Origin of the sequence: Adlercreutzia sp. ZJ141, from assembly GCF_011038965.1 — a bacterium.
Taxonomy (GTDB): domain Bacteria; phylum Actinomycetota; class Coriobacteriia; order Coriobacteriales; family Eggerthellaceae; genus ZJ141.
The window spans coordinates 33,322-58,569 of the sequence record NZ_JAAKEB010000008.1; the positions used below are offsets into that span (position 1 = coordinate 33,322).

A 25,248-nucleotide genomic window follows, 5' to 3' on the forward strand; every position below is an offset into this window, starting at 1 on the left:
CCTTACTCCGCCTTACTCCGTCATTTTACGAGTGTATAGTGTTGAGAGGGATCGTTTGGTGCCGTCCCGTGCCAGACGAGGATCTGCTTGTCGACAAGCCCTCGCAAGGTTCTGGTGAAGAGTTTGCTACCCTTACCGGTCCGCTCGGCGAGTCCCTTCGTCGTGACGCGCCCGTGCGCCATGGCAAGCTGCACTGCGGCGATTTCGTACTCGTTGAGTGTCTCAAGCGCATCAACGCCCACGACTTCCTCTAAGCTGCCGCCTCGCCAGAGCATGCGGGACGAGATGCTGTTCTCCAGCGTCAGCATCACCGAGGCGTTATTCGGTTCCGAAAACGTCGGAGGGTTCAACAGGTAGGCATCCATATCCTCGTAGATGCGCTCGACGCCCTCGTTGAGCTCCCTCACCCAGACAAGCTCCACGAGCGTCCTTGCGATGACGGGGTTTCGCGACCAGCGCGTGTGGCGGAGGTTCTCCAAGGTAACCAGGTTCGGAAGCTTGCCCGGGCTCTGTATCTCCATGCGGTCGTCGAAGATCGACACACGGATGTAATCGCCGCTGTACCCGTAATTGCGGTGTGAACCTGCTTCCAGAAATGGTTACTTTTACAAAAATCTCCGGAGGCGTAGCGGCCAATATTCGATAAGTGCCAACTGCTGTTTTGGCAGCACGTGGTCCAACACACTCATTGAGAGGCGATACAAGCTGAATGTAGAGTGTAAGCTCACGACAATACGAAACTAATGATGCAATTATGTTAAAGTTGCTTTAATATAATTGCATCATGGAAGTGATAACCGACATAGAAAAGCTCCGTGAGGTCGCCCTCGACCAGCATGGATTCGTCACCTCTTCCCAGGCCGAGGAGGTGGGGGTATCCCGTCCGTCGCTCAGTTACCTTGTCAAGCATGGACGTATAGAACGTCTCGAGCGCGGGATCTACCGCATCCCCCAGGTACACGCCACAGAAAACGATATCTACCAACTGGCGCTCCTTTGGGCGGGTAAGAGCGCGTTCTTGAGCCATGACACAGCGCTTGCCTCCTGGGACATCTGTGACATCAACCCGACCGTGATCCATGTGACCGTTCCGAAGAGAAAGCGCATCCAGAAGCAAGGGCGCGGGAACGTGGTTCTCCATAGAGACGATGTTTCTGCGGGCGATCTCAGGTGGTGGGACGGGATGAGGGTAGCCTCTCCTTCCCTTGCCGTCCGACAATCAATCGAAAGGGGCGTCTCCTCCCACATCATCGTGCAGGCAATCGAACAAGGACGTACACGTGGGCTGATAGATAAAAAGCAAGCGGCCGAGCTCGAAGCGGAATTGGAGGCGCGTGGAGTTGCAGGAAAATGATTATTCGAAGAGACTTGATAGCCTCAAACCAAAGGATAAAGAGCCAAGAAGCCGCAGCGTCCTCGAGTCGTGGATAGCGAAGGCGGAACAAGAGATAGACCCAGCGAGATCGGGTAGGCTCGCCTGGCTGATCGCCACCACGGTATGCTCCGCCAAGCTGCAAAGCGTGCTAGACGCACAGGGCAATAGCCGCTTCGCTTTGAAGGGCGGGACGCTTATGCAGCACAGACTCGGCCTCGCCGCCCGTGCCACCAAGGACCTTGACGGAATGATAAAGGGTGACATCGACGACTTCATGGATGCTTTCGACTCCTCACTTGACGAGGACTGGGGTCCTGTCAGCTTCCAGAGATCCGAGGTCGAGGTCATCCGGACTCCCGCTAAGGCGGTGAAGCCGCGTAGATTCGACCTACATCTCGTCATCAAGGGTCAGACCTGGAGGAAGGTACAGATAGAGGTATCGCCGTCAGAGGGCCACGCTGGCGAGTTCTTCGACTTGCTACCCGCGCCAAAACTTGACGCCTTCGGTATACCGACGCCGGACCATTTGGTCGGACTCGCCCTGAGCTATCAAATCGCCCAGAAAGTGCACGGTGCGACTGATCCCCACGACCCGCCAACCTTCGTAAATAGAAGAGCTAGGGATGTCGTCGACCTGCTGCTTCTCAAAGAGCTTACTGAAAGCACTGGTGACCCTAGCAGAGATGAGATCAGGGCTGCCATAGTAGACGTCTTCGAGTCGCGAGCCGACGAGGCGAAGCTGCTCGGTCGGCCAGTGAGGTTGCTTCCTACGAGGGTCACAGCTTACTCGCATTGGGTGGTCGACTACGCTGAGGCCGCAGATGGAGCTTCCATCAAGATCCCAATGGAAGAGGCGATTAGCGAGGTCAACGGCTGGCTTTGCAAGCTGGGTGTCGGCGAGAGCCGATGATGCCTTTCGAGGGTAGCGGACTCTCCAAGGGCGTCTTGTAATTAGGGGCACTTGTTGCTCTTGCCGCCAAAGAAGTCATGTACGTCAAGGAGCGATCCAGTAGTCTTCATACCCGCGCCCCAGGCACAAAGAAAGCGCCGGAGGTAGGTGTATTACACACCGTTCGGGCGCTTTGCTAACTGTATAGTACCCGATTCCTACTTGATGTCAATCACTTCGGCGCGACGGTTCACAAAAAGCAGATGCCGCATGCTGTGCAGTACGGCAGTACGGCCGAGCTTTTGCGCAGCTCGCGCTCCACCTGGGCGTCAGAAACCTTCTTCATCCGCCGCGAGTCGAACACCACACACTTCGCCTGATGCAGCGCCTTGCGCACGTTCTTGTCTACAGCGGACGCCTTGTCCGAGGTCGGTGCCTTGAATTCCCACAGCTCACCGTTGATAAGCACATCGGCGGAGTGTACGCGCTTCTGCTCACTGCGTCGCACAAACTCCACGACATAGCCAGCTATAGACAGCGCCTCTGCCGTCTTCAACTCGTGGGGCCAGACGTTTGCTCCCGACCCTATGATAACTTTACCCTTGCTCTTGTTCATGGCGACCAGTATACAAGCTCTAACCTTCCATTGGGCTTGTGTTTTGGTGTTGCATACAGATCCCAGGCCTGTATTATTGCCCGTCTCACTGCTTGCAGGTGCATCGCCAATCGAGCGTGCACTAGTCAAGCTCCTTTCGGATGGCTGAGAGAGCTTTACGGATCAGCTCGTAGAGATGCCCAAAGCGTCTACTCGTCAGAACCAGAGCGCCACTGCATACAAATTTCGTCGAGCCAGCCTTCGTCCTTGACTCCGCTAACTCCTTTGTAGGGCACCGAGCGCGCCGGACCCATCTTGTAGTTCTTGCACGACAGCGGCCCGTAGCAGAAGGACTCGAAGCGCTTCCGCTCGACGTTGCGGTCGAAGTCGTACTGAATGGTGACATTGGCCATTGCGGCCCAGACACATCGGAAGCACTTGCCTTTCCAGCACGGCTTCGCGAGCATCCGGGCGCCCCGCCACGAGTAGACCTCGAGCGGAGGCGTGGCCACAGCCCAGGGCGGGCCGGGATAGTCGCATGAGCGCACGCGCGGAATGGGCGTGCCGTCGTAGAGCGGATCGCCGTCGGTTGACACGGGCATCTCGGGGACATCGCCAATGCGTTCGATCGCCTTGAGCGCGCCCGCGCGGTATAGATCGGCGAATTCGCATTTGGGATAAAGTGGCGTCCAGGCAGTGCCGCTGGCCTTATCACCGATGCGGAACCTGAGCTTCTCCTGCTGCTTCTCAGACACGGCAACGCAGAAGTCGTACGCTTCGCCACCGCGCCCGGAAAACTTGAACGCGGCGCTCGTGCCGGATACATGCGCCTCGCCCCTCACAAACACATTGTAGCCGACCTCCCTGTGGGTCCGATTGTCGACGAGGTAGCGCCACACCGTGCTTCTCGGCTGAACCGACACGACCTCGCCCTCCCACACGACCTTCACCTGCGAAGCATCCATTCGAGCCTCCCGCGTTAGTTATACATGCTTGCTTGCAATTCATAACAGGTAATGAACCTGTTTCATCGGTTTCAGAACCATCGCCAACTCCACTGAAAACGCTGTCGGACAGCCAGGTATCGTACAGATCTTTGCCTCCATTAGTCGGCCTGTTGTCGTCAGACAGAGGGACAATCTGAGTCCGCACGATGCGTTGGCGCCTTCCTGATTCTCCTACATATCGTACGCCATCATATGAACGAGTGGATGAGTTCATCGACATCGCGCATGAATGATCCGTGCGGGTCGACGTTCTCGACAAACCTCGGATGCCGGGCGTCCAGGTCGAAGGCGCGCAATTGCTCGACAGCCACGACGCCGTATGTTTCCAATCCAGCAGGCAACTCCAGGTGAAGAGGGAAGGGATTCGCACGCGTGGTGATGAGACATACGAGTGTCATGCTGGTGGAGATGTTGAACTTGTCGCGGCTCACAACGAGCGCGGATCGCCGGCCTGTCGGCTCGTGGCAAGCTGATGGGCTGAAGTCGAACTCAACTATGTCCCCCTTGCAAAAGATCATGGTCTACCACATCTCCTTGCCCATGGGTGCGCCCCAGTCGTACTCGCCAGGCATGGGCCCATCATAGTCCTTCATGAGCGCGTCGAGTGTGCAGGCGCGCTGCGGGCGCACGGTGAGCGCGCCCTTACCCTCGTCGAGCTCGACCGCATCGCCGACCGCGATGCCGAGCCGCTCGCATATGTCGCGGGGTATGACAATCCCCTGCGAGTTTCCCCATTTCCGTAACGTTGCGGTCGCCATGATTCGCCTCCATTGTTGGTTATACATGTCTAATTTCATTCTAGACCAGCCATGTCCTCAGGTCAAGGGGCTTGGTGTGAAAGCAGACATGCATTCGAGTCGGTAGGGGCTACAACCTCGCCATGCCCACGAAAGCTACTTGGATCACGACTAGAGCCGCCCTGCTGGCGACCAACAGATTACAGCCCAGGGATCTGAGCTCGCTTATCCGCCCAGGAACGGCAAACATTGGTATTATCGGGAGGAGCAGCTCGCCCAGTCCGACCCCCGCGATCGAGCCTTGGCGATCAGGCTTCTACAGGAGCTTCCTGGGGGAAGGCTCGATGGGGAACCCTCTACTGACGGGTGCAAACAATGCATCGGCAGAAAGCCGAGAACTCCGCAATACGATTAATTGTTTCTAGTGCCTAAGGGAAACATAACCCACCCATGAGAAACGTGCGCATGCTCGACGCACACAACTAGGCGGAACCGTTCCTGGTACAGACAGTATTCCACGAATCACAGACGCACCGAGTACGGCCCGACGTTAGATTGGTTACCCGTCCATCAGTAAACCGAAGGACAGTAACTTAGGTTGCGTATTGTGGGAGATTTTAGAGTTTATTATCTTGCGCATTACGGGATTACTTGGAATAATGAATACTGCGCAATGCGGATCACACCTAGACGCTTGAGGTGCCTTATGGAATTACAACGGAAGATATACGCCAAAATCCAGAGATGGAAAGAGGAATCCCAGGGGTCTCGCGCTCTTCTAATAGAAGGCGCCCGGCGCGTGGGGAAATCAACCATAGCTGAACGTTTCGCGCAAGAGCAATATCGCTCATACATCCTCGTTGATTTCAACAAGGCTCCTAAGAGCATGCGTGACAACTTCGAAAACATCGACCAGCTTGATATTTTCTTCCAAAACCTCTCATTGCACTACAACACCCGTCTCTATCCTCGGGAATCCCTCGTCATTTTCGATGAGATCCAGCGTTTCCCTAAAGCCCGAGAGGCCATAAAGTACCTGGTAGCTGACGGCCGGTTCGATTTCCTTGCAACAGGATCCCTTATCTCCATTCGCGAGAACGTCGAGGGAATCACGGTGCCCTCAGAGGAGCGTAAGATCAAGATGCACCCGTTGGATTTCGAGGAGTTCGCCCATGCGCTCGGTGAGGAGATGCTTATCGAGCACATCCGTGGCTGCTGGGAGAAGCGCACGCCGCTCGCCCGACCGCTTCACGAGCGCGCGATGCGACTGTTCAAGGAATACCTCCTTGTAGGTGGCATGCCGAGAAGTGTTGTCGCGTACGTGGAGGGTAATCGCGATTTCTATGCCGCAGATGTCGAGAAACGGGATATCCTCGAACTGTATCGGGACGACATCAAGAAGGCGGCGAGACGGTACAGCTCCCGCGTTTCAGGGCTCTTCGATCAGATTCCGGGGTACCTCTCGGCCCACGACAAGAAGGTGGTTCTGAGCGCCATCAATTCTGACGGGCGCTTCAGTGAATACGATGACCCTCTGTTCTGGCTGGGCGATTCAATGATATGCAACCTGTGCTACCGGACGACCGACCCCAATGTGGGGTTTGCTCTCACTGCGGACGCCTCCTCCGTGAAATGCTACCTTGGCGACACCGGCCTTCTGGTCAGCCATGCGTTCAGCGAGAACGAAATCACTGAGTCGCAGCTTTACCGCGAGATCATGGAGGGGAGGCTCGCGTTGAACAAAGGCATGCTCTACGAGAATATGATCGCCCAGATGCTCACCGCTATCGGGAAGAAGCTGTACTACTACTCCCGCTACAGCAAGGAGAAACACCGTAACGACGTGGAGATAGACTTCCTCCTCTCGAACGGGAGCAAGACAGGGTTCAAGGTGTTCCCAGTCGAGGTGAAGTCGTCGAAGAACTACAGCGTAGTCTCGCTTGGAAAGTTCAGGGAACTTTACCCGAAGCGGATAGCCGAATCGTTCATTGTTCACCCGAAACCGTTGTTACGGGAGGAGGGGCTAACCAGGATTCCCCCATACATGGTGTTCTGTGCGTTCGATCAACCGCAGTAGTTGTTTCTGTCAAGGCCGGCTTACGTGCGTTCTGATCTTTATCGTTTGCTGTTGAAGGGGTTCGCGACGTCGGGTTCGAGTGTGCCGGTAAGTGGCGCGTAGTTGCGGTTGGGGTGCTTGGCCTGCGCGATGCCAACGAGCGCGCGGTAGAGGCGGGCAGTTGCGGGGTCGTGCGCATCGAGCGCACGCAGGTGCCCTTATGCGCACGGCGAGCGCGAGCACATAGTCGCTTCAGAAACCCCTTTACAGCTCGATGACGTGTGGCTCGACGTCGGGATCGTGATTGGCGAGCGATTCGACACACAGGGGAGATGACCCTCTGCTCTCTCCCGCGTGCGCTGTGCGGCGAAAAAGGAGACTACTTTTGTTTTACAAGTAGCTTTCCAGATACTCCGGCAGATAGGATCGAAGCATAGGGAGTGCGAAATCGAAGCGGTTGCGCCCCGTTTCGACGATAACGCCCTGTTCCAGCAGTCGTCTTCGATAGGTGGAGACATGAGCGCTGCCCTTGCCGAGCACGTGCGCGATCTGGGATGAGCTAGAGGCGCCACTCTGCTCAAGCATCGCCTGCAAAAACGCTAAATCGGCGTTGGAAAGCTCGTCGAGTGTTGCCTTAAGCACGCGGGTGCGCATATCCTGCGCGGCAAGCAGGGTGCCACGTGCAACCGCATCGTTCGCGATCTCGGAGGATTGCCCTGTCGCTTGGCATGAGCGATAACCGACAAGCTGCAGCATGTAGGGGAAGCCATTGATAGCAGTCACCGCTTCCCGAAGCGCAGAGCCGTCGATTTCTTTGCCCGACGCATCGACGGTGGCGCGGAACGCCGTTTCTACGTCAGCATCAGAAATGCGCTCGAGATGGCATTGCGCCGACCGTCTGAGAAACGAGACGGATTTATTTCCTAGAAGAGTGGAGACCTGATGAGGCAGTCCTGCCATGAGGAGCGCTATCTTTCGTCCATCGCCCGCAAGAAGCTGGTAGACCGATGCCAGCTGTATCATCTCGTCAAGGGTGGGATCAATCTCATCAATCGTGATGAGAAGCCCCAGATCGTGCTCAGCAAGCGCCTCGAGTATATCCGTCATGCGGCTGCGCCAGTTCGGTTGGCTGCCGCTCGTGTATTCCCATTCGACACCGAACACTGATGCGACGTTTATGCTCTTGAAACGCACGCCTTCTTTCTTTTCAAGAAACGAAGCCCCCTTTCGCGTTGTCTGCTGGATGATATCTTCCAGCAGACCTGAAAGGCACGCCGTGTTCACGCTGATCCATCCGCGCTGATCGGCTATGTTGGATATCGTTCTGAGCAGAGCCGTCTTCCCTGTTCCGCGCGCACCGATCAGGATGGTCGTTTGGTTGGGATCTCCGGGCGTGTTGTCGAGGGCTCGCGTAATGTCTTCAATGACATCCACGCGTCCTGCAAGATAATAGGGAATTTGTCCGAAATTCGGAGTAAAGAGATTCTTCACGGGCGCTCGTCCTTTTCTGCGATAGGCATGTAGACGTGTTTTGCTCCAGTATAAACGCTTTAGTACTTTTAGGTCGCTTTAATACTTTTAGCTTGCTTTAAATCTTTTAGCATTCTTTAACTTCTCGTGGAAAAGCACCCAAGGGAGCGTGACGCGAGATTATATGATCTGAGTTGCACTACATCAGAGTTACGAGTCGTTTGCCCATGTCGTAAGCGGCCTGTAGGTCTATTATGGTGCAAATAGCAGAGCCGAGACTAGCTCGCCTTTCATGCTCTATCGACAATCAGGAAGCAGTCCTTCCCTTTTCGTTTGGCCTCGTATAAGGCTGCGTCCGTCTGTCGGTACAGTTCGCTCTCTACGGTCTTCTCCGAGATAAAGGACGCGCCTGCGCTGACGGACAATCCCTCACCGGGATATTCTGCCTCGAAGGCCTCCCGCACCCGATCGGTAAACTTACGCAGCATCCCCTCCGCTGCGGCGGCGCTAAGAGGACGGCTTACGAATACGGCAAACTCGTCTCCACCAAGCCGGGCTGTAATGTCGCCGCTGCGGTTGAAAAATTCATCCAGCTGCCGCGCAAAGCTCATCAGAGCAATATCCCCCTCCGGGTGACCAAACTTGTCATTGATCTGCTTAAAGTTGTCCAAATCCATGATAATCAGCAGACCCTGTCCGGGGTGTGCGGCCGTCGCCTGCTTCACCGCCTGCTGAAATCCCGAGCGGTTGTGCAGACCGGTGAGGCTGTCAGTTCTTTCCCGGATACCCATGAGCGCAATCTGCTTGGCCGAGCGGAAAGTGACCAGCACCAGAAGCAAGCAGGCTACCAGGGATACCCCCGCCATAATAGCCATGATTCGATCCAGATTTCGTAGAGCGTCTCCACTGCTCATGCAGGTAACGAAATACCAGTCCATCGCTTCAATGTAGATGATGTTGGTAATGTAGCTGCCGTCTTCCCCCTGGACTTCCTGCTGACCGGTCCGGTCTTGCGCAATCAGATGGTCAACGTTTTGATACAGCAGGGTATTTTCCTCGCCGCTCAACGGCTGTCCCACCATAGAGGCGTCCGAATTGGCCAGGATAATCCGACTCTGGCCAGTAACAAAGAAAGCATAGCTGATATTGTCCCCCGTGATATCGGCAACCACCTTGGAGGCGTAGTCCAGGTAGACGTCCGCCGCTACCACGCTTTCCACCGGACCGTTGTTAACCCGCGCGGAAGCGCTGACGCACACCTCTCCTGTCATCACATCCACATAGGGCTCCCCGAAGCCGAAGTGATCCCGCGTCAGTCCCTCCCGATACCAATTCCGCTGTGCTGGAACATAGTCTGCATCCGGAACCCATCCGGAAGAGTCAAAGTAGTTTCCCTGCAAGTCTCCCCAGTACAAGCCATAGGGGTAGGCCTCATGACTGGGGTAGGAAGTTCCCATCAGCTCGAAGACCTTGGGATCGTCCATCCCCACCTGCTCAATCATATCTTTATAGATGTCTAGCTCACCGAGAATTTGCTCAGCCCATACGCCCACCGCTTCCGCGCCGCTCTGAGACTGAAGGGCCAACTTCTCTTTGGAAAGATCCATAACCTCCTGCTGGACCAGCAGGAAAAGCGTAGTAAGCAACGGAATTACGATGATCATAACGGAACAAATCAGCCTGAAGCCAACGCCGGAAATCTTCGCTTTCTTTTCCATATGCAGCAGCTTCTCTTTCCCGTTCAGACATCTCTTAGAAAACCACTGTTCCATTATATATAAATCTATCAGAGGGCTGACAAATAGAATTAGTCTCTTGCGGAATAACGGGCCCATATACGAGCATTCCGCGTTCCTTGCAAAAAGTAGCCGCAACTTACCGTTGCGACGGTTTATCCCCCTTTTCTACGTTTTCCCAACCGGATATTCACAGGTACCCGAAAAGGGTTCAGGGGCTTTTTCGCACTTGCTAGGATGAGCTTCAATTTGAAACGACGCGAACGATCGGGCGAAAGCCACAAACGGCAACACAACCTGTTAACGCAACCTGTTGTCAGGCAGAAAGACAACCCGCCCGACATGCGGCGCGTTGTTTCGAAGCGGATACGAGCAAATTGACACCTATCAGGAGGTACACCATGAATCCGTTCAACGAAAAACCCAGCAAGTCGATACTCGAGATGGTCCCCACTTTAAAAGAGCTCTCTCCCAAACCCTACAACAAGTTAGAGACAGACCCCTATACGAAAGCTCGCGTCATCCTGATGAACGGCATTGAGGTAGAGGCCGCGCTTTTCGGACACAATTTCCATCGCCACTGCGTCGACAATGACCTTCGACGCGAGATAGCGCTGTGCCGCCGCATGGAGCAAAAGCAGCAGAAGAGCATCAATTGGCTCAGCCCGCCTGACGAAACGCCGCTTGAAACCACAATTAGCTACGAACAGCTAGCCGTTGACCTAACAGCATGGCTGGCCATGCACGAGCCCGACCCTTACGCCAAAGCGTGCATGGACTTCGCCCTTCTTGAAGACTTCGATCACCTATACCGCTACGCCAACCTGCTGAAAGCCGACGAGGACATTCCTACCCACAAGCTGACACTCGACACGATCGAAATCACACCGGGGCGCCCCACCATCGCGCATCACCGTCACCCGTCCGACACGGTACGTCGCGCTGCCAACGCGAAGGTTGCCGACATCCGCACGCTGATCAACACCATGACCCTAACCGCCGGCGAGCAGCAAACCATGAACTTCTACATGAACATCGGAAACACCGCTCCCGAGGGAGTCTCTCGTGACCTCTTCCTGGAGATAGGCATGGTGGAGGAACAGCACGTAACCCAGTACGGCGCGCTTCTTGACCCCACCATGACATGGTTGGAAAACCTGCTGTTGCATGAGTATGTTGAAAGCTATCTCTACTATTCCTTCTCCCAATTCGAGACGGACCCCTCTATCAAGAAGATTTGGGAAAACTGCTTCGAGCAAGAGGTGGCACACCTTCACAAGGCCTGCGAACTGCTGTTCAAGTACGAGGGGAAGGAGTGGCAGCAGGTACTTCCCACCGGCGAGTACCCCGATCTCCTTGATCTTAAGCCCACAAAAGAGTACGTACGCGAGGTGCTGGCGAAAACGGTAGCCAACACGGCAGACAAAGAAGACTTCGTCGATGTGAGCAATCTTCCCGAGAATCACGAGTTCTTCGTCTGGAACGATCAGGTGAACGGTCGGGTGCAAGATGTCCCGAGCCATATCGTTATCCGCGAACAAATTGACCAGAACAGCGAAGACTATCGCTACGAAGACGCCGAAAGTGCCGTTTTTGCGCTACGCGACCGCACAAAGGACAACACCTCCCTCGGCCGCAAGCAGGAGAAATAGTGTGCGCCTTGCTGCCAACCTAACGACAGCAACGAAACAGACGTGGAACTTAGGCACGCATTATGGGGGCCGTAAAACGCCCCCTTTTTGCCGCTTGAATAGGATGCCGAATGCATCGAAAAGCGTCGTTTCGAAAGCATAAGCGAAAGCAGAACCGTAAACTACGATGTCCCTGTGGTCTTTAGTGCCATACAACACAGCTTGGAGATGGACATTTGAAGTCGTTGACCCATTCGAGCGTTCCATTCTTGCCTATTGCGAAGATAACCACGTTGCTCGTCAGTTGGTTGGCGACGGCCATGAAAGCGCCATCGGGGCTTATGGCAAAGTGCCTCGGTTCGGCTCCACCGGTCCAGTAACACTCAATGCGCTCTAAGCGGCAGTTCTCTGCATCGAAGCGAAATGCGGTTATGGTGTCCACTCCCCGAGTGGATGCATACAAATACGAACCATCAGGTGTGAACTGAAGATGCGCAGCAAGGCTTGGAACAGTGCTTGTTTCATGCGCGCCTTCAACGGCGTCTTGCGCCCCAGTGATCAGGTCGTATACGACAACAGCGTCCCATGTCCTCTTGTCGGTGCCAATGCGGTACAGAATAACTTCGCAAGACAGCTCACAAATCACGGCGGCAAACGGCTTTGTTGGGTGATACGCAAGAATGCGCGGTCCCGATCCTAAGGGTGCTTCAACTATCGCACTCGGCACTGTTTCGAACAGCGCCGTCGTCGATTCGGCGTCTTCTTGATTGGTGTTTTCTTGAACTGCTTCGCATCCATACGCACGAGATGTCTGAAAGTCGCTCGGATGGCTTGCATGATACCTGCTGTCGATCCAACGACTCACCATCGGCTCGCCCTTACTGCTGGTAATCTCCCCGTTTTCGCCAAGTTCGTATATGACTATACAGTCAAGCCCTAAATCGACGGCTGCAAGCAATTCGGTTCCCGGCACAAAGCTCAGGCTGTGTACATGTGCCGCGAGTTGTCTGTCGAAATTGGGTTCGTCGAAGTCGCGCCGTTGCCCATGACCATAATGCTTGACCACGGGAAGGGCCTTATCCAACGATCCATCCGGCCTGATACGGCAACTCATAAGGGAACCCGACTGATAGTTGGCACCATAAAGGCAGCCCCTGGTCGGATGCTTCAGCACATAACAGGTCGCTTCTTCGCCATCAACCTCGGCCGTGTTGATAAGACTAATGGAAACGACAGGGGTCTTTCCCTCTTCGCCAGCATTATCTTGCTCGATAATGTATGCAGCCAGTCGTCCGCATTCAGAACTCTCACTGGCTGCATACACGTACGGCTTTTCGATTATCGAAAAGGATGGGCTCTGAACACCGGCAAGTGAGCCTCTGCTTTCGATTGTTCTTCCGCCGTCACGCACCCGGAATAGATGCATGCCGGGCGAATCTGGCATGTCAGAATAACCGCTCACAAGAAGCCCGTACCCCTTCTTGTCTATGCTACGGGCAGCATCGCTTCTTTTCGGCACGCTCTTTGCAGCGGGGGTTACAGTTCCATCATCGCGCCCCATGAGCGTGCCTTATTACGAAAACTCTCGCGCAATTTCAAGCTCGTCGAGCACACGCAACTTGGTGTAGACGGGCTTGCTGAATATCTTGTCCCACATCGCGATAAGGGGGCCTGCGCAGAAAGCAGCTATCAGCGTGAAAAGACCCAGCGGTCCGCCTGCAATCCAAGCAAGAATAAGGAACAAGACATCTTGCCCTATGCGCACGTAGGCGTATTTCACCTGCGGAAGGAGCCTGCTGCGGATAGCGGGCGCTATAGCGTCGTAGGGAGAAACGCCCATACCTGTACGCAAATAGCTGCTGATACCAAGCGTGAACAGCAGCGTCCCTGCAACAAGGTAGATGCCCATAACAATAATATTGCCATCGGGCGCGGGTAATACCGATAGCGGCACTTTAAAAAAGTCGATGAGATACCCCACGGCAACCATATTAATAATCGTTCCAAGGCCGATCAGCCACTTGTCCATGAAGAATATGGCTACAAGGATAACTGCGTTAACAATAAGCTGAAACGTTCCGAAATTCACGCCGAGGCTTCCCGAGAATCCCATGTTCATTGCAGTGAAAGGATCGACACCAACGCTACCCATTTGGCATACCGCAATACCCAGCGACAAGAATACGATACCCACGCAGGAGAATAGCAGCTTCCGCGGCAAGTTGTATGTGTTGCGCAAATCCATCCACTTACCCTTGTCGCTGGGCAAATGCGATGTGTTGGACGAATGCAATGTGTCAGTCGTCGCCATTTCAGTCACCTACCCTTCTCCCCGCGAGAAACAGCTTCCGTATCCTAGTCCCCCATCGATATTGATGGAGGTTCCTGTGATGTATCCGCTCGCTTCGTTGCTTGCCAGAAATGCTGCAATGCTTGCAACTTCCGCAACTCCCCCCACCCGTCCAATCGGAATCATAGACACGGTATTCTCGTATAGATCCTTGTTTGCGAAACGCTGCTCGTTAATCGGCGTGTTAATAGCGCCAGGAGAAATAGCGTTAACGCGAATGACCTGCTCACCGTTAGAATCGGCAGAAACATACCCGTATTCACTCCCGAGCGTCTGTACCAGTGCAGTTGCCGCAAACTTGGAGCAAGTATATGCAGCATACGTACCCCACGGAATGTGGTCATGACAGCTTGACATAACGATTACGTTCATCGACCGGTCGTTTTCTATCGCGTAATTGATCATATCACGGGCCCCAATGAAAACACCGGTAAGGTTGACGCTTATCTGCTTGTTCCAGTCGTCAAGCGTGACCTTATGCGTGGGGGATTGGATTTCAATACCTGCATTGCATACCCAAACATCAACCCCACCAAAATGGTCGATAGCGGCATCGAGAAGCTTTTTGTTTCCTTCTTCGGTGCAAATGTCTGCTTGGACAACGATGGCCCGAATTCCCTCTCCTTCTTTTTCTGCGGTTTCGTTGAAAGCGTCGGACGTGTCCTGCCCGTCATCACAACCAAATCCGATTGCAGCATCGTTGTACTTCGCTGCGAGGTTGCAGGCCTCTCCAATATGCGAATGGTAGTTGATGACAACGTTCATCCCTTCATCCAGAAATCTTTTGGCGATTCCTTGTCCAAGCCCCGTTGCTGCTCCGGTGATTACAGCAGTCTTGCCTTTAAGATCGGAATACATCGCGGTATCCTTCCTCTACTTGACGCTTAAGGATAGGCTGATTAAAGACAAACCTCCAAAATGTGAGGCCTACCAGCCCGCTGCGCCATTTCCTTCCGACAGAATAAAGGCAAGGCAGGGAATTGGGAATCTGAGAGACACACCTTTGATACACAGTTATTCTATTGTTGCGATTTCGCTACGTTTCACCGTGCTTATATGCGGAAGGAAAGCCCGACAAAACCGCGTCAAGAATATCTTGACGGCTGGAAAACAGCTGACTTGGTCAACGCTACAACTCGCGACTTTCGTAGAGCTTAAGCGATACAAATGCGGAAACGCTTAGGGCAATAGCGGAAAGAACAACGAGTACAGCGCAGATAACGGTCACACCCGCAGACGTATTCAAAAGCTCCAGAATCGAAGTGATAGCGTCGAGTCCAGGAATTCCGTTATCGAACAAACCACTATTGGCAAGGAAAATCACCGGCAAAATGAACAGCAAAACAATAACAGTGGGAAGATATTGCGTCGCTTTGGTCTGACCGAGCTTGAAGTAAACAGGCGCAACAACAGAAGCAACCGTTGCGCCGATAAACATACAAAGTGCTGTGGAAAATGCCATGCCGTACGTAGCCTCGCTGTCGAGCACAAGCTTAGCTGCAAGATTATTCGGCAACACCCCCATCGCGGCAAGTCCACTCACAAGAAACGCAGCCGCAAGCCCTATAACCATACCGCTTAGACCAAGGACAACAATAGCGCCGTAACGGCCAAGCACCACGTCGCGCCGCGAAAGTGGCATCGTAAGCCGGAATCGCCCCCAGTCGTTCTGCTCGTCGTAGGCCGCCGCCGCCATTACACCCATCATAAAGAACATCGTAGTGATAACCGATGGTGCAACAAGCACAGTCTGCATACCTACGCCAACAAGAACGGAAACAAGAAGACCAAGGCCCAAAAGCTGAATTCCATAATCGCGGAAAATGGTAAGTTCAATAAGGAATGCGCGCTTCATTTATCGCACACCACCTTTCAGAGTGAATGCCATATAGTCGTCGATAGTCATGCGGTCAACCGGTATTTCGGGGAAGCTCTTAGCAAAAGCGAAACGGTCGGGCACCAAAAGATCGATGCCATACTCGTGATGTAGGCAGCGCAGATCGGAGCTTAAAACAACGCCTGATGCTGCCACACGTTCGAAATCCGCTTTTCGACAACGCGCAATGCCCGCCTCGTCAGTAATCTCGTCTTTTGGCTTATCAAAAACAATGCGCCCGTCGTCGATACACACAATACGGTCGGCAATGCGCTCAAGGTCTGAGGTAATGTGGCTACTCATAAGGATGGCGCGCCCGGGTTCAGCCATAAAGTCTCGCAGACGGTCTAAGGCTTCATCGCGCGCCATAGGGTCAAGCCCCGCTGTGGCCTCATCTAAGATAAGCACCTGCGGGTGATGTGCGAGTGCACAGGCTAAAGAGAGCTTCATGCCCATGCCACGCGAAAGGTCCTTCACGCGTTTGTCCACAGAAAGCCCCAGGTCGGCAATGAGTTTCGAGAAATATTGCGCATCCCACGTGGTATAGGCGTGCGCGTGGATACGTTCCACATCTGCGATCTTTACATGTCCGGGAAGCGACATCGCATCAAACACCACACCAATGCGTTCCTTAGTTGCAGCACCAGAAGGCCGTGTGAGTTTGTCGCTTAAAGTGCCGAGTATGCTTGCCTCGCCGCCATCAATTCCAATAACGCCGAGAAGCGCCTTGATGGTGGTTGACTTGCCAGCGCCGTTTTGTCCGACAAAGCCCACAACCTCGCCCTCGCCGACACTGAGATTAACCTCCTTCAGAGAGAATCCGTCGTAGTGCTTGGTAAGCCCGCGGGCCTCAATGAGGGGGCCACTAGAGATTACGTTTGCCATGGTTTTCCCTTTCGCGTGCGCTCCTTCGAACGCGTTATTCCAGTACTAAGTTAAACATCTCGCACAGCTCATCGTTAGAAAGGCCTATTGCGCGGCCGCGCTCAACCGCGCGCGCAAGAAACCCCTCAACTTCGCGCAGCTGCTCCTCTCGAATAAGTTCGGCGTTGCCACCTGCAACGTAGCTGCCCTTACCCTGCACGGTCTCGATGAGACCATCGCGCTCAAGGTCGGTATAGGCACGTTTGGTGGTAATAGCGCTCACGCGCAGGCTATTGGCTAGTGTTCGAATTGAGGGGAGCTGCTCGCCCTCAGCAAGCTGGCCGTTAAGGATCGCAGCTTTTATTTGATCCTCGATCTGCTCATATATTGGCTTGCTACTCGCGTTGGAGATGATGATGTCCAAGTTTCGTATCCTTCCTGCCCGCCCTCGGGCGTCCCCGCAAGGGCCTGCCACCTTCGGGGCGTCCCCCTTGGCGGCTCTGGGAGAGCACGAACGTCTTCGCCTCCACCAGCCGGATATACCGTATATACCCGTTAACTACAGTATATACTCACCTATACACATTGCAAGAGGTTATTTGTCATTTTGTAAGATGCACGAAGTCACATCAGCTTTAGTCTTCGATACCCGTTTGGGTAATACAAAACGCAGCATAAAGAGGAAGACTCCGCAGAAGTGCGCCCGACTCGCCCACGGGCTCGATGCCAAAGTTGGCTTCCGATAGCCGAATCGCATAAGGAGCATGTCCTTCTTCCATAAACTTGCGCAGGCTTTTCGCCTTGACATTTCGTGCCGACTTCACTTCAACGGGAATAATCTGCGCACGGCGATTCTGAAATACAAAATCTATCTCCCCATTCCCTACTTTACCGGACGGCATCCAATAGAACGTCTTCACCTCGTTGGCTGTTAGCGCTTGCATAACGTAGTTCTCCGCCAATGCCCCCCGAAAATCGGAGGCCAGCGTCGAGCGCAACTCATCATCAAGAAATAGCGCGGCGTCGATACCGAACTTAAAGAACATGAGACCCGTGTCTGCGACGTACACCTTAAAATAGCTTCCTTCCTCATCGTTGAAAGGCGCAAGGGGAGCCCGATCATCACGAGTCAGATCGTTGATTGTCACAATTCCTGCGGCATTAAGCCACTCCAGAGGCTCAAGCAAACGCTCTCGGCGGCCGCCACGCACAACTTCAGCATATTTAAACTTCTTCGTTGACGCCCGTAAAAGCTGTTTGGGCAGGCTATCCCAGATTCGCTTAGCCGATATACCACTGATACCGTTATCCGGATCGGTCATATCGGCAGTATAGGTTCCGTTTATTTCTGCCTGGATTTCGACAGCTGAGACAAAGGTCATATCCTGACGATAGACATCTAAAACCTTCGGCATACCGCCCAGCACCAAGTATCGACGATACAACTCAAGGGCTCGATCATGTCGCACATAGGGTCTCCCCGTAACCGCATGAGCCCGAATATCACTGGCCATAGCGTGTTCTCCGAGCGCCCAAAGGTACTCCTCAAAATCGAGAGGTTGGAGCTCAAGCTGAACCACATCCGAAGGGAACGGTAGGTGTCGACGCTTCGTAGTAACCCCCAGCAAGCTGCCTGTCGCAAGCACACGCCACGACGATCCGGCAAAGAAGCGGAGTGAATTAAGAGCCTGCTCGCAAAGCTGTATTTCATCCAGAATAATAAGCGTTGTTTCGGGTCGAATTGCAGTGCCCTTGTATTCGGAAATGCGCGCGACTAGTCCGTCAACATCGTCAGTAGGCCAATCGAACAGCGCGCTCGCACGTACCAAGTCCGTTTGGAAATCGAGTTTGACAAATCCATCCTCAAACAGCTCGCGTCCCATATATTCCGCGAGAACCGTTTTTCCAACTCTTCGGGCACCCTGAATAAGCAGTGGGCGTGAGCCGGTATTTTGAGCCCACCTGCGCACTGCACCTTCAAGCTTGCGCTTCATATAATTCATCGGGCACCTCCACCACCGCGAACTCTTTTACCCCATTATACCCGTGCTAGCAAATTTCGTGTACAAGCTGTACACGAAATTCCGGAATTTCGTGTACAGCTTGTACACGAAATTGTATTTTCGAGGGATAACGCATCGAAATCTATGGTGTTCAGTAGACGCCGGGGAAATTGGCTGGAGTTAGATATTTCCTAAAAAGGACAAGGGGTGTTGCCACATCATACAAGCTTGCAGGCTACAGATCCCCACAATCACAGCCATCGTGCCTCTTCTCGTTTCGCAGAAGTTTCATGAGCGCATCTGCATCCCAAGATTCTCCAAACACAGCCACATTGAAACCAAGTCCCACCGCTAGCGATTCAACAAGCTGCGCCGTAGCGGCAACACTATCTGTGGGAATACGACAATAAACGACGGCTTCCTCGATGCTTTTCAACCACACCTTCAGCATCTCGGAATAGCGCTCACGTACGTTGTCGTTTCTCATCGCAAGCGCGGCCATATTAAGGTCGGCAACCATCGCAGCACGCCCTGTCGCTGCCTCCAGCGTAACAGTGGTAATAAATGCCGCCAAATTGCCTACCGTCATTCCTTGTGCTTCTTCGAGCGGCAATTCCTTCAAAGCGTCCAAGAACGCATCTCCTTTGAGAAACGGAGAGGCCTCGCAATATGCCAGCAGGAAATCCTCCTTACTGCCAAAGTAGGTATACAAGGCACTGTACGACACCCCCGCTTCTTCTGCGATAGCACGGGTAGTGATAGATTCGTAGGTTTTCTTTTGCATGAGCCCCGAAAATGCGTCGAACAGCTTCGCGCGCATTTGCTCTGGCGGAGTGTGTTTAGTCATTAGCATCCTTAAAAAAGTTTTGACTTATCAAATTCGAAACATTGACAAACGCAAGTTTACCGTTTATAAACAATCCACACAAAGATATCAAATGATATTTTTACAGATTGGAGGAACTTGTGGATAATCCCGTCCCCTACCAGCCCAGCCTATCGCGTCGCAGCTTTCTAAAAACAGCCTGCGCCGTTGGCGCAACGGGCGTTGCTGCAGGAGGCCTTCCTTTGGCATCACAATGCTTGGCCCCTGTAAGCGCACACGCAGAAAGCGAAGAGCACATTGCATGCACGTTACATCAAACCCACTGCGCAGGTTCTTGTTCGCTGCAATGCACTGTTCGCGATGGCCGACTCGTAAAGATCGAGCCAAACGAACACACCCCCGAGCGCTATTCGGTCGCCTGCCTTCGAGGTATTTCCGAAGTACAACGTATCTATGGCGATGGGCGCATTCAGACACCTTTAAAGCGCGTCGGAGAACGCGGAGAAGGCGCATTTGAAGCCGTATCGTGGGACGAAGCACTCGATGACATCTGCAATCAAATCAAGGAAATTCAACGTGAGTACGGAACAGATGCAGTACTCGTGTCGCAATCGGGTGAGCCGGGTGTCGATTTTCATTTCATGAGCTCGATTTTGAATTCCGCAACCACTGGTGCACAAAACCAGGGCATCGACGTGGGTATCGGCAACGGCTTCGACCCGACGCTCGGCGGCGTTGGCGGTGGGTTCGCCATGGTCACGTCCGAGCCTCGCGACTGGGTTCACTCGAAGCTGGTTCTCACAGTGGGAAGCAACTTCTGCGAGTCAAGTCTCGTTTCTTGTCGCGAATTCTTCGAGGCAAAAGAAGCCGGCGCGAAGATGATAACGATCGACCCCCACTATTCAACCACCGCATCGAAGTCAACCGAATGGGTTCCCATTGAACCAGGTACCGACGCGGCGTTCTATCTGGGAATGATCAGTCACATCGTAGAGAACAACCTTATCGACACGGAATTCATTCAAAAACATACCTCGCTGCCATTTCTCGTGGATCAAGCGACCGGCAAAATGGTACGCGCCCACGAACCGGTAGAGGTTATCGATGCCGAAACGGATAAACCCCGCGCGGAAACCGGCGAAGAGAATCCGTTTTTTGTCATCGACCCCACTACGGGCGAAGCCATCGAGTACAACCGGTGCGAAAACCCCCAGCTTGAGGGCAATGTGAACGTGAACGGCACAAGCGCTACCACCGCCTACAGTCTCATGAAGAAGAATCAGGAAAGCTACAGCACTGTATGGGCCGAAAGCATCACCGGCATTCCCGCAGCAAAGATTGAAGAGATTGCCGAACTATACGCCGAAGGCCCCGCCGCCATCGCGTTTGGATGGGGCGGCGGCGACAAGATGAGCAACGCCGACATTGCCGGACACGCCATCGGGCTGATCACAAGCCTCACGGGCAACATAGGAAAGCACGGAGCGGGCTCGGGCGTGTGGTTGGGAGCGGCTTACAGCAGTCACCACGCAACTCTTGGTGCCTGGCCACTTCCCGAGAACATGATTCCAGGCAGCGGCGCATACGATCTTCGGTATGTTCGTGATTCGGGCGAGGCTCCCAAAGCCATGATATGCATTGGCGACAACCCCGCGCAGTACGGCGCAACGGCTGGAAAAACCTGGAACTGGCTTAACAAGATCGATCTTATTGTCATGATCGACCCCTACCACCGCGAAACCGAGAAATACGCCGACTACGTTTTACCAACCACCACACGCTTTGAGCGAGACGACGAGTGCGGCACCATTGTGAGCGGCTTCAACCAGATTGTCATGCAGCAGAAGGTTATCGACCCGCTTTTCGAGGCAAAAACCGGACTCTGGATAGAGCGCGAGTTTGCAAAGCGGTTCGACTGCGAAGATGCGCTTCCCAAAGACGGGCGCGAATACTGCGAAGCACTGCTCGCGAATTCGGAAGACCCTTACTACAACCAGCTAACCGTTGACGATATCATGAACAACGGTGGCGTGTGGCCCATGGAAAATGTCGAAGAGCCACGACTTGCCAACTTCGATCTGGTATTCGCCACGCCATCTACGCGACTCGAACCCTACTACGAAAACAGGATCGATGTCGACCAAGCCCTTCCTACTTGGGTTCCTTGCAACGAAGCAACGGCAGACAACCCTCTGCGCGAGAAGTACCCTTTGCAGCTATCCAACGTGAGGTCGAGGTTTTATATCCACAACCAAATGTATTCGAACAAGTGGCTCCAGGCCTACAATGAGCCACATATCGAGCTTAACCCGGCTGATATGGATACCAGAGAACTAAGCAACGGCGACGCCGTCAACATCTTCAACGATCGCGGCTCTTTTAGCGTGCCAGTACTTGCTAACTCGGCCGTACGGCCAGGGTCTGCGCGTATTATCGAAGGCGTGACCAGCGATTACAGTATTAAAGGCAACCTTCAAGACATAACCAACGACAAACTGGAAGAGCGTGGCGCATCCCTTTTGTGCGGACCTGTTGTCCCGTTCTCAGACACACTCGTTGAAGTGACGAAAGCATAAGGGAAGGGGGAACCACAAATGACCAAACTGGCGATAGCAATTAATAAGGATCGTTGCGTAGGCTGCCAGACATGCTCTGTTGCCTGCAAGATGAACAACAACGTGCCCGACGGAATGCTATGGAACCGCGTGCTCACCGAGGGTTGTGACGTTGCTGACGGAGCCGTCGGCACCTATCCAAACCTCAGCCGCGACTACCTTCCTATTGCCTGTCAGCACTGCGAGGATGCAGCGTGTCAGAAAGTGTGCCCGACAGGAGCCACCTACAAGGACGAAAAAGGTAGGGTAGAAATAAACTACGACAAATGCATCGGATGCCGCATGTGTATGGCGGCATGCCCCTACAACGCCCGCGTCTTTAACTGGGACGAGCCAACACGAGTAACCGCTGCCGACTACGGTGACGCCCGCGTCCCCGCGCGGCGCAAAGGTGTTGCCGAAAAGTGCACGCTATGCAAGGAGCGAACGGATAACGGCGACATGCCGATGTGCGTACGCGTCTGCCCTGCGCACGCTCGCACGTTCGGTGACCTCGATGATCCGAATTCCGAAATATCACAGCTAAAACGCAACGGAAGCGCCCATGTTCTCCTTGAAGAGAAGGGCACTCATCCGCAAGTTTTCTATCTCCACTAAGGATGTGCGGCCATGAATACAGCTAAAAACAGAAAGCTCACGTATGGAATCCTTGGCGTATTGACGGCTATAGGCGTTGTGTGCTGGATTTACCAGCTTGTGGCAGGCCTTGGCGTTACTGGAATGAACAACGCCAATTCGTGGGGCACCTACATTATTATGTTCATGTTCTTCGTAGGACTGTCCGCCGGCGGCCTTATCGTGGCAAGCTCGGCGCATGTGTTTCACATCGAGAAGTTCAAGAAGGTGTCGAAACCTGCGGTTATCGTGTCGACGGTTTGCATCTGCATGGCAGGCATGTTCATACTTATCGACCTAGGCGGATTCACAAACGTGTGGCGCATCTTAGTCGGGCCAAACCCCACCTCGCCTCTTCTGTGGGACATGTGCGTGATCACCATCTACCTTATCATCAATATCTTGGACCTGTTCTGGATGCACAAGGGCGACGAGCATAAGGTTGACGTCTTGTCACGCTTTGCTCTTCCCGTTGCTATACTGGTACATTCCGTCACGGCGTGGATCTTCGGCCTTCAGATTGCGAAAGCCTGGTATACCGCCATCATGGCTCCTATTTTCGTGGCGTCCGCCATGGACTCAGGCCTGTCTCTTCTGCTGCTTTCGTTGCTGGCGCTTGAAAAGATGGAAAAGATTAAAATCGGCTCGTCCCTCATGGGATTCCTTGCCGGCCTGCTTGCAACCTGCATTGCTGTAGATGCCTACTTTATCGGCTGCGAGGTGCTGACGATGGCCTACCCCGGAGCCCACGAAGCCGTTGCTCTGTCACACATGCTCACGGGTGCCACCGCGCCGTTCTTCTGGTTTGAGGTGATAGGCGGGCTTGTTGTTCCGTTCTGTATCTTGGTGTTTGCGAAGAACAGGCAGCGGAAAGGGCTCGTCATTGTTGCGTCTATGCTTGTTATCGCAGGCGTACTCTGCAAGCGCATCTGGCTTCTGCTGACGAGTTTTATTACGCCCAACATCGAGGGTGCAGCAGGAATTACTCTTGGAAACCAGGGTGTTATCGAAAGCGCAGGTTCAATGTGGGCTCTCAGTGGAGCCTATATGCCCACAGCCATAGAGATTATTATCGTCATCGGCGTTCTGTCTTTGGGAGTATTGGCGTTCCTGGTGCTTTCGGACATATTCATCACCCCCAGCAAGAACGACTAAACCAAAACGGCTCTGTCCTCTGCCTTTTTGTATTGACGAAGGAACTGCTGGAAACAACCGCATCAACGGTGACTACCATTAGTACCCGGGAATTCATACAAGCGGCAATAGCGTCAAGAGGGATTTATAGGCTCACCCGAGAAGCAAGCTCGGGTGAGCCTACTCATCAAACCCCTAACGATATGGGTCAGATGTTTCCCAACCCCAGTTGCCTTTCTACCCCAGCGCAACGTCTAGGATCATCATGAGCACAAAGCCGATCGCCACGCCAACAGTACCGATGTTAGTGTGACAACCCTGCTGGGTTTGCGGAATAAGTTCCTCGGTAACCACGTAGATCATTGCACCGGCGGCAAAAGCCAACAGGTAAGGCAAAACCGGCAGCGCCAAACCTGCGATAGCCAGCATAAGCAGCGCACCAGCAGGCTCCACTGCACCGCACGCCACACCAAGCGCGAACGCCTTGGGGCGCGACATGCCACTGGCAACCAACGGCAGCGACACAATGGCGCCTTCCGGCACGTTCTGTACCGCAATACCCACCGAAAGTGCGATAACACCCGACAGTGCCATTCCCGCATTCCCCGCAAGAAAGCCTGCAAGCACCACGCCGACCGCCATACCCTCGGGCAGGTTATGGATTGCCAGCGCGAGCATCATCATCGTGGGCTTCTTGAGTGCGGTGGGCCTGCCCTCCGGCTCGTCGGATCCTATGTGCAAGTGCGGCGTGAAGTGGTCGATGACCAGCAGAAACCCAACACCGCTCAGAAAACCAACTGTAGCGGGAAGCCAGGCGGGCACACCCGTACCCTCGGCCGCCTCGAGCGAAGGAATAATCAGGCTCCACACGCTAGCCGCAATCATCACGCCCGCCGCAAAACCCACGAGCGCCTTCGAGAACCGCTCGGACATGCCGTGGCGCAACAGAAACACAAACGCCGCGCCGAGCGCATTACCCGCAAAAGGCACGACAAGAGCCACGGCCATACCAATAAGGGTTGAGCTTTCCATAGGGCTATACCTCGCTTCATCTTCGAGTCAACGGGGTTAAGAAAACACTGATTAATTCCACCAGCCCTATGTTTACGGGACAAGACGGCCTTAATCAGTGTTTCCTTGAGCAGAGCACTCGCAGCAGACCCGCAGCATACCTTTCCCAGCTTACCCGAAAACACTCTCCCCGTTAGGTTGCGTTACCAGCCTCAAGTCAGAACGTCATCGTTTCGTGACACACCCTTCCACTGAGCGCATCGCCAATGCGTTCAAAAAGACTGCACTCTTAATTCCTTCCGATTGGCGTCGGTAATGGTAACCCACATACGGAAGGGATCGATTTTCGAAAAAGCTCAGATCTGATGAGTCCTCCACCGCGAAACATACTACAAAGACCCGCAAGGCCGTCGCTTTCGGAATAGAGGTTTTCTTGCGAATGTGCATATTCCTGACTG

At 53.9% G+C, this 25,248-nt stretch carries 23 protein-coding genes; 7 read left to right on the forward strand and 16 right to left on the reverse strand.

Features of this window, described 5'->3' with window-relative positions; all coding sequences use genetic code 11:
- Nucleotides 1-20 precede the first annotated feature (20 nt).
- On the reverse strand, nucleotides 21-593 hold the full coding sequence (locus tag G7Y44_RS05205; protein WP_371807463.1) for an ATP-binding protein: 573 nt from the start codon (nucleotides 591-593) through the stop codon (nucleotides 21-23).
- A gap of 191 nt (nucleotides 594-784) precedes the next feature.
- On the opposite strand from G7Y44_RS05205, the gene G7Y44_RS05210 reads away from it, so the two are divergent.
- Together G7Y44_RS05210 and G7Y44_RS05215 are read left to right on the forward strand one after the other, a co-directional pair.
- The gene (locus G7Y44_RS05210; protein ID WP_165248128.1) at nucleotides 785-1,354 is read left to right on the forward strand and encodes a type IV toxin-antitoxin system AbiEi family antitoxin domain-containing protein; all 570 of its coding nucleotides are present in this window, start codon (nucleotides 785-787) and stop codon (nucleotides 1,352-1,354) included.
- Nucleotides 1,335-2,285, forward strand: coding sequence for a nucleotidyl transferase AbiEii/AbiGii toxin family protein (locus G7Y44_RS05215; RefSeq protein WP_165248130.1), 951 nt, complete (start codon nucleotides 1,335-1,337; stop codon nucleotides 2,283-2,285). The genes G7Y44_RS05210 and G7Y44_RS05215 overlap by 20 nt, the downstream gene beginning before the upstream one ends.
- A 229-nt stretch (nucleotides 2,286-2,514) precedes the next feature.
- Here the strand turns inward: G7Y44_RS05215 and G7Y44_RS05220 are convergent, their stop codons facing one another.
- The 4 genes from G7Y44_RS05220 to G7Y44_RS05235 form a co-directional block, all read right to left on the reverse strand.
- A complete protein-coding gene (locus G7Y44_RS05220; RefSeq protein ID WP_165248132.1) occupies nucleotides 2,515-2,880 on the reverse strand; it encodes a hypothetical protein in 366 nt (121 codons plus the stop codon).
- Between the two features lie 188 nt (nucleotides 2,881-3,068).
- Nucleotides 3,069-3,707, reverse strand: coding sequence for a hypothetical protein (locus tag G7Y44_RS05225; protein WP_206214408.1), 639 nt, complete (start codon nucleotides 3,705-3,707; stop codon nucleotides 3,069-3,071).
- Nucleotides 3,708-4,054: 347 nt separating this feature from the next.
- Nucleotides 4,055-4,384: a type II toxin-antitoxin system PemK/MazF family toxin gene (locus G7Y44_RS05230; protein WP_165248134.1), complete on the reverse strand. Its 330-nt coding sequence runs from the start codon at nucleotides 4,382-4,384 to the stop codon at nucleotides 4,055-4,057.
- A gap of 3 nt (nucleotides 4,385-4,387) precedes the next feature.
- Complete coding sequence (locus G7Y44_RS05235) at nucleotides 4,388-4,624, reverse strand: AbrB/MazE/SpoVT family DNA-binding domain-containing protein (RefSeq protein WP_165248136.1); 237 nt, start codon at nucleotides 4,622-4,624, stop codon at nucleotides 4,388-4,390.
- Between the two features lie 685 nt (nucleotides 4,625-5,309).
- Here G7Y44_RS05235 and G7Y44_RS05240 point away from each other — a divergent pair.
- A complete protein-coding gene (locus tag G7Y44_RS05240) occupies nucleotides 5,310-6,680 on the forward strand; it encodes an ATP-binding protein (RefSeq protein WP_165248138.1) in 1,371 nt (456 codons plus the stop codon).
- Nucleotides 6,681-7,049: 369 nt separating this feature from the next.
- Here G7Y44_RS05240 and G7Y44_RS05245 read toward each other — a convergent pair whose 3' ends face one another.
- Nucleotides 7,050-8,150 carry an ATP-binding protein gene (locus G7Y44_RS05245; RefSeq protein ID WP_165248140.1) on the reverse strand — a complete coding sequence of 367 codons (1,101 nt, stop codon included), beginning with the start codon at nucleotides 8,148-8,150 and terminating at the stop codon, nucleotides 7,050-7,052.
- Nucleotides 8,151-8,419: 269 nt separating this feature from the next.
- A complete protein-coding gene (locus tag G7Y44_RS05250; RefSeq protein ID WP_165248142.1) occupies nucleotides 8,420-9,847 on the reverse strand; it encodes a sensor domain-containing diguanylate cyclase in 1,428 nt (475 codons plus the stop codon).
- 419 nt (nucleotides 9,848-10,266) lie between these two features.
- On the opposite strand from G7Y44_RS05250, the gene G7Y44_RS05255 reads away from it, so the two are divergent.
- Nucleotides 10,267-11,517: a hypothetical protein gene (locus tag G7Y44_RS05255; protein WP_165248144.1), complete on the forward strand. Its 1,251-nt coding sequence runs from the start codon at nucleotides 10,267-10,269 to the stop codon at nucleotides 11,515-11,517.
- Between the two features lie 181 nt (nucleotides 11,518-11,698).
- Here the strand turns inward: G7Y44_RS05255 and G7Y44_RS05260 are convergent, their stop codons facing one another.
- The 8 genes from G7Y44_RS05260 to G7Y44_RS05295 form a co-directional block, all read right to left on the reverse strand.
- Complete coding sequence (locus tag G7Y44_RS05260) at nucleotides 11,699-13,057, reverse strand: lactonase family protein (RefSeq protein WP_165248146.1); 1,359 nt, start codon at nucleotides 13,055-13,057, stop codon at nucleotides 11,699-11,701.
- A 12-nt stretch (nucleotides 13,058-13,069) separates the two neighbouring features.
- Nucleotides 13,070-13,807 (reverse strand): YczE/YyaS/YitT family protein, encoded by a 738-nt coding sequence (locus G7Y44_RS05265; RefSeq protein WP_241159196.1) that lies wholly within the window; start codon nucleotides 13,805-13,807, stop codon nucleotides 13,070-13,072.
- A 9-nt stretch (nucleotides 13,808-13,816) separates the two neighbouring features.
- A complete protein-coding gene (locus G7Y44_RS05270) occupies nucleotides 13,817-14,704 on the reverse strand; it encodes an SDR family oxidoreductase (RefSeq protein WP_165248148.1) in 888 nt (295 codons plus the stop codon).
- 271 nt (nucleotides 14,705-14,975) lie between these two features.
- Nucleotides 14,976-15,701, reverse strand: coding sequence for an ABC-2 transporter permease (locus tag G7Y44_RS05275; RefSeq protein ID WP_165045524.1), 726 nt, complete (start codon nucleotides 15,699-15,701; stop codon nucleotides 14,976-14,978).
- A complete protein-coding gene (locus tag G7Y44_RS05280) occupies nucleotides 15,702-16,607 on the reverse strand; it encodes an ABC transporter ATP-binding protein (protein WP_165248150.1) in 906 nt (301 codons plus the stop codon).
- A 34-nt stretch (nucleotides 16,608-16,641) separates the two neighbouring features.
- Nucleotides 16,642-17,010 carry a GntR family transcriptional regulator gene (locus G7Y44_RS05285; protein WP_165248152.1) on the reverse strand — a complete coding sequence of 123 codons (369 nt, stop codon included), beginning with the start codon at nucleotides 17,008-17,010 and terminating at the stop codon, nucleotides 16,642-16,644.
- A gap of 211 nt (nucleotides 17,011-17,221) precedes the next feature.
- Entirely contained in the window at nucleotides 17,222-18,589 is a 1,368-nt protein-coding gene (locus G7Y44_RS05290; RefSeq protein WP_165248154.1) for an ATP-binding protein, read from the reverse strand.
- 235 nt (nucleotides 18,590-18,824) lie between these two features.
- Complete coding sequence (locus G7Y44_RS05295; RefSeq protein ID WP_165248156.1) at nucleotides 18,825-19,436, reverse strand: TetR/AcrR family transcriptional regulator; 612 nt, start codon at nucleotides 19,434-19,436, stop codon at nucleotides 18,825-18,827.
- A 119-nt stretch (nucleotides 19,437-19,555) separates the two neighbouring features.
- Between G7Y44_RS05295 and G7Y44_RS05300 the strand changes: the two genes are divergently transcribed.
- The 3 genes from G7Y44_RS05300 to nrfD are packed head-to-tail and all read left to right on the forward strand — an operon-like array spanning nucleotide 19,556 to nucleotide 23,800.
- Complete coding sequence (locus G7Y44_RS05300) at nucleotides 19,556-21,991, forward strand: molybdopterin-dependent oxidoreductase (RefSeq protein ID WP_165045534.1); 2,436 nt, start codon at nucleotides 19,556-19,558, stop codon at nucleotides 21,989-21,991.
- 18 nt (nucleotides 21,992-22,009) lie between these two features.
- Entirely contained in the window at nucleotides 22,010-22,627 is a 618-nt protein-coding gene (locus tag G7Y44_RS05305; protein ID WP_165045536.1) for a 4Fe-4S dicluster domain-containing protein, read from the forward strand.
- Between the two features lie 12 nt (nucleotides 22,628-22,639).
- Nucleotides 22,640-23,800 (forward strand): NrfD/PsrC family molybdoenzyme membrane anchor subunit, encoded by a 1,161-nt coding sequence (gene nrfD, locus G7Y44_RS05310; RefSeq protein WP_165045538.1) that lies wholly within the window; start codon nucleotides 22,640-22,642, stop codon nucleotides 23,798-23,800.
- A gap of 216 nt (nucleotides 23,801-24,016) precedes the next feature.
- On the opposite strand, the gene G7Y44_RS05315 is transcribed toward nrfD, so the two are convergent.
- Entirely contained in the window at nucleotides 24,017-24,811 is a 795-nt protein-coding gene (locus tag G7Y44_RS05315) for a ZIP family metal transporter (protein ID WP_165248159.1), read from the reverse strand.
- Between the last annotated feature and the right edge of the window lie 437 nt (nucleotides 24,812-25,248).

Bases quoted from the DNA above. Each gene is read 5' to 3' on its own strand.
- G7Y44_RS05210 (WP_165248128.1), top strand. From the start codon at position 785: ATGGAAGTGATAACCGACATAGAAAAGCTCCGTGAGGTCGCCCTCGAC.
- G7Y44_RS05220 (WP_165248132.1), bottom strand. From the start codon at position 2,880: ATGAACAAGAGCAAGGGTAAAGTTATCATAGGGTCGGGAGCAAACGTC.
- G7Y44_RS05230 (WP_165248134.1), bottom strand. From the start codon at position 4,384: ATGATCTTTTGCAAGGGGGACATAGTTGAGTTCGACTTCAGCCCATCA.
- G7Y44_RS05235 (WP_165248136.1), bottom strand. From the start codon at position 4,624: ATGGCGACCGCAACGTTACGGAAATGGGGAAACTCGCAGGGGATTGTC.
- G7Y44_RS05240 (WP_165248138.1), top strand. From the start codon at position 5,310: ATGGAATTACAACGGAAGATATACGCCAAAATCCAGAGATGGAAAGAG.
- G7Y44_RS05250 (WP_165248142.1), bottom strand. From the start codon at position 9,847: ATGGAAAAGAAAGCGAAGATTTCCGGCGTTGGCTTCAGGCTGATTTGT.
- G7Y44_RS05255 (WP_165248144.1), top strand. From the start codon at position 10,267: ATGAATCCGTTCAACGAAAAACCCAGCAAGTCGATACTCGAGATGGTC.
- G7Y44_RS05260 (WP_165248146.1), bottom strand. From the start codon at position 13,057: ATGGGGCGCGATGATGGAACTGTAACCCCCGCTGCAAAGAGCGTGCCG.
- G7Y44_RS05265 (WP_241159196.1), bottom strand. From the start codon at position 13,807: ATGGCGACGACTGACACATTGCATTCGTCCAACACATCGCATTTGCCC.
- G7Y44_RS05270 (WP_165248148.1), bottom strand. From the start codon at position 14,704: ATGTATTCCGATCTTAAAGGCAAGACTGCTGTAATCACCGGAGCAGCA.
- G7Y44_RS05275 (WP_165045524.1), bottom strand. From the start codon at position 15,701: ATGAAGCGCGCATTCCTTATTGAACTTACCATTTTCCGCGATTATGGA.
- G7Y44_RS05280 (WP_165248150.1), bottom strand. From the start codon at position 16,607: ATGGCAAACGTAATCTCTAGTGGCCCCCTCATTGAGGCCCGCGGGCTT.
- G7Y44_RS05290 (WP_165248154.1), bottom strand. From the start codon at position 18,589: ATGAATTATATGAAGCGCAAGCTTGAAGGTGCAGTGCGCAGGTGGGCT.
- G7Y44_RS05295 (WP_165248156.1), bottom strand. From the start codon at position 19,436: ATGACTAAACACACTCCGCCAGAGCAAATGCGCGCGAAGCTGTTCGAC.
- G7Y44_RS05305 (WP_165045536.1), top strand. From the start codon at position 22,010: ATGACCAAACTGGCGATAGCAATTAATAAGGATCGTTGCGTAGGCTGC.
- nrfD (WP_165045538.1), top strand. From the start codon at position 22,640: ATGAATACAGCTAAAAACAGAAAGCTCACGTATGGAATCCTTGGCGTA.
- G7Y44_RS05315 (WP_165248159.1), bottom strand. From the start codon at position 24,811: ATGGAAAGCTCAACCCTTATTGGTATGGCCGTGGCTCTTGTCGTGCCT.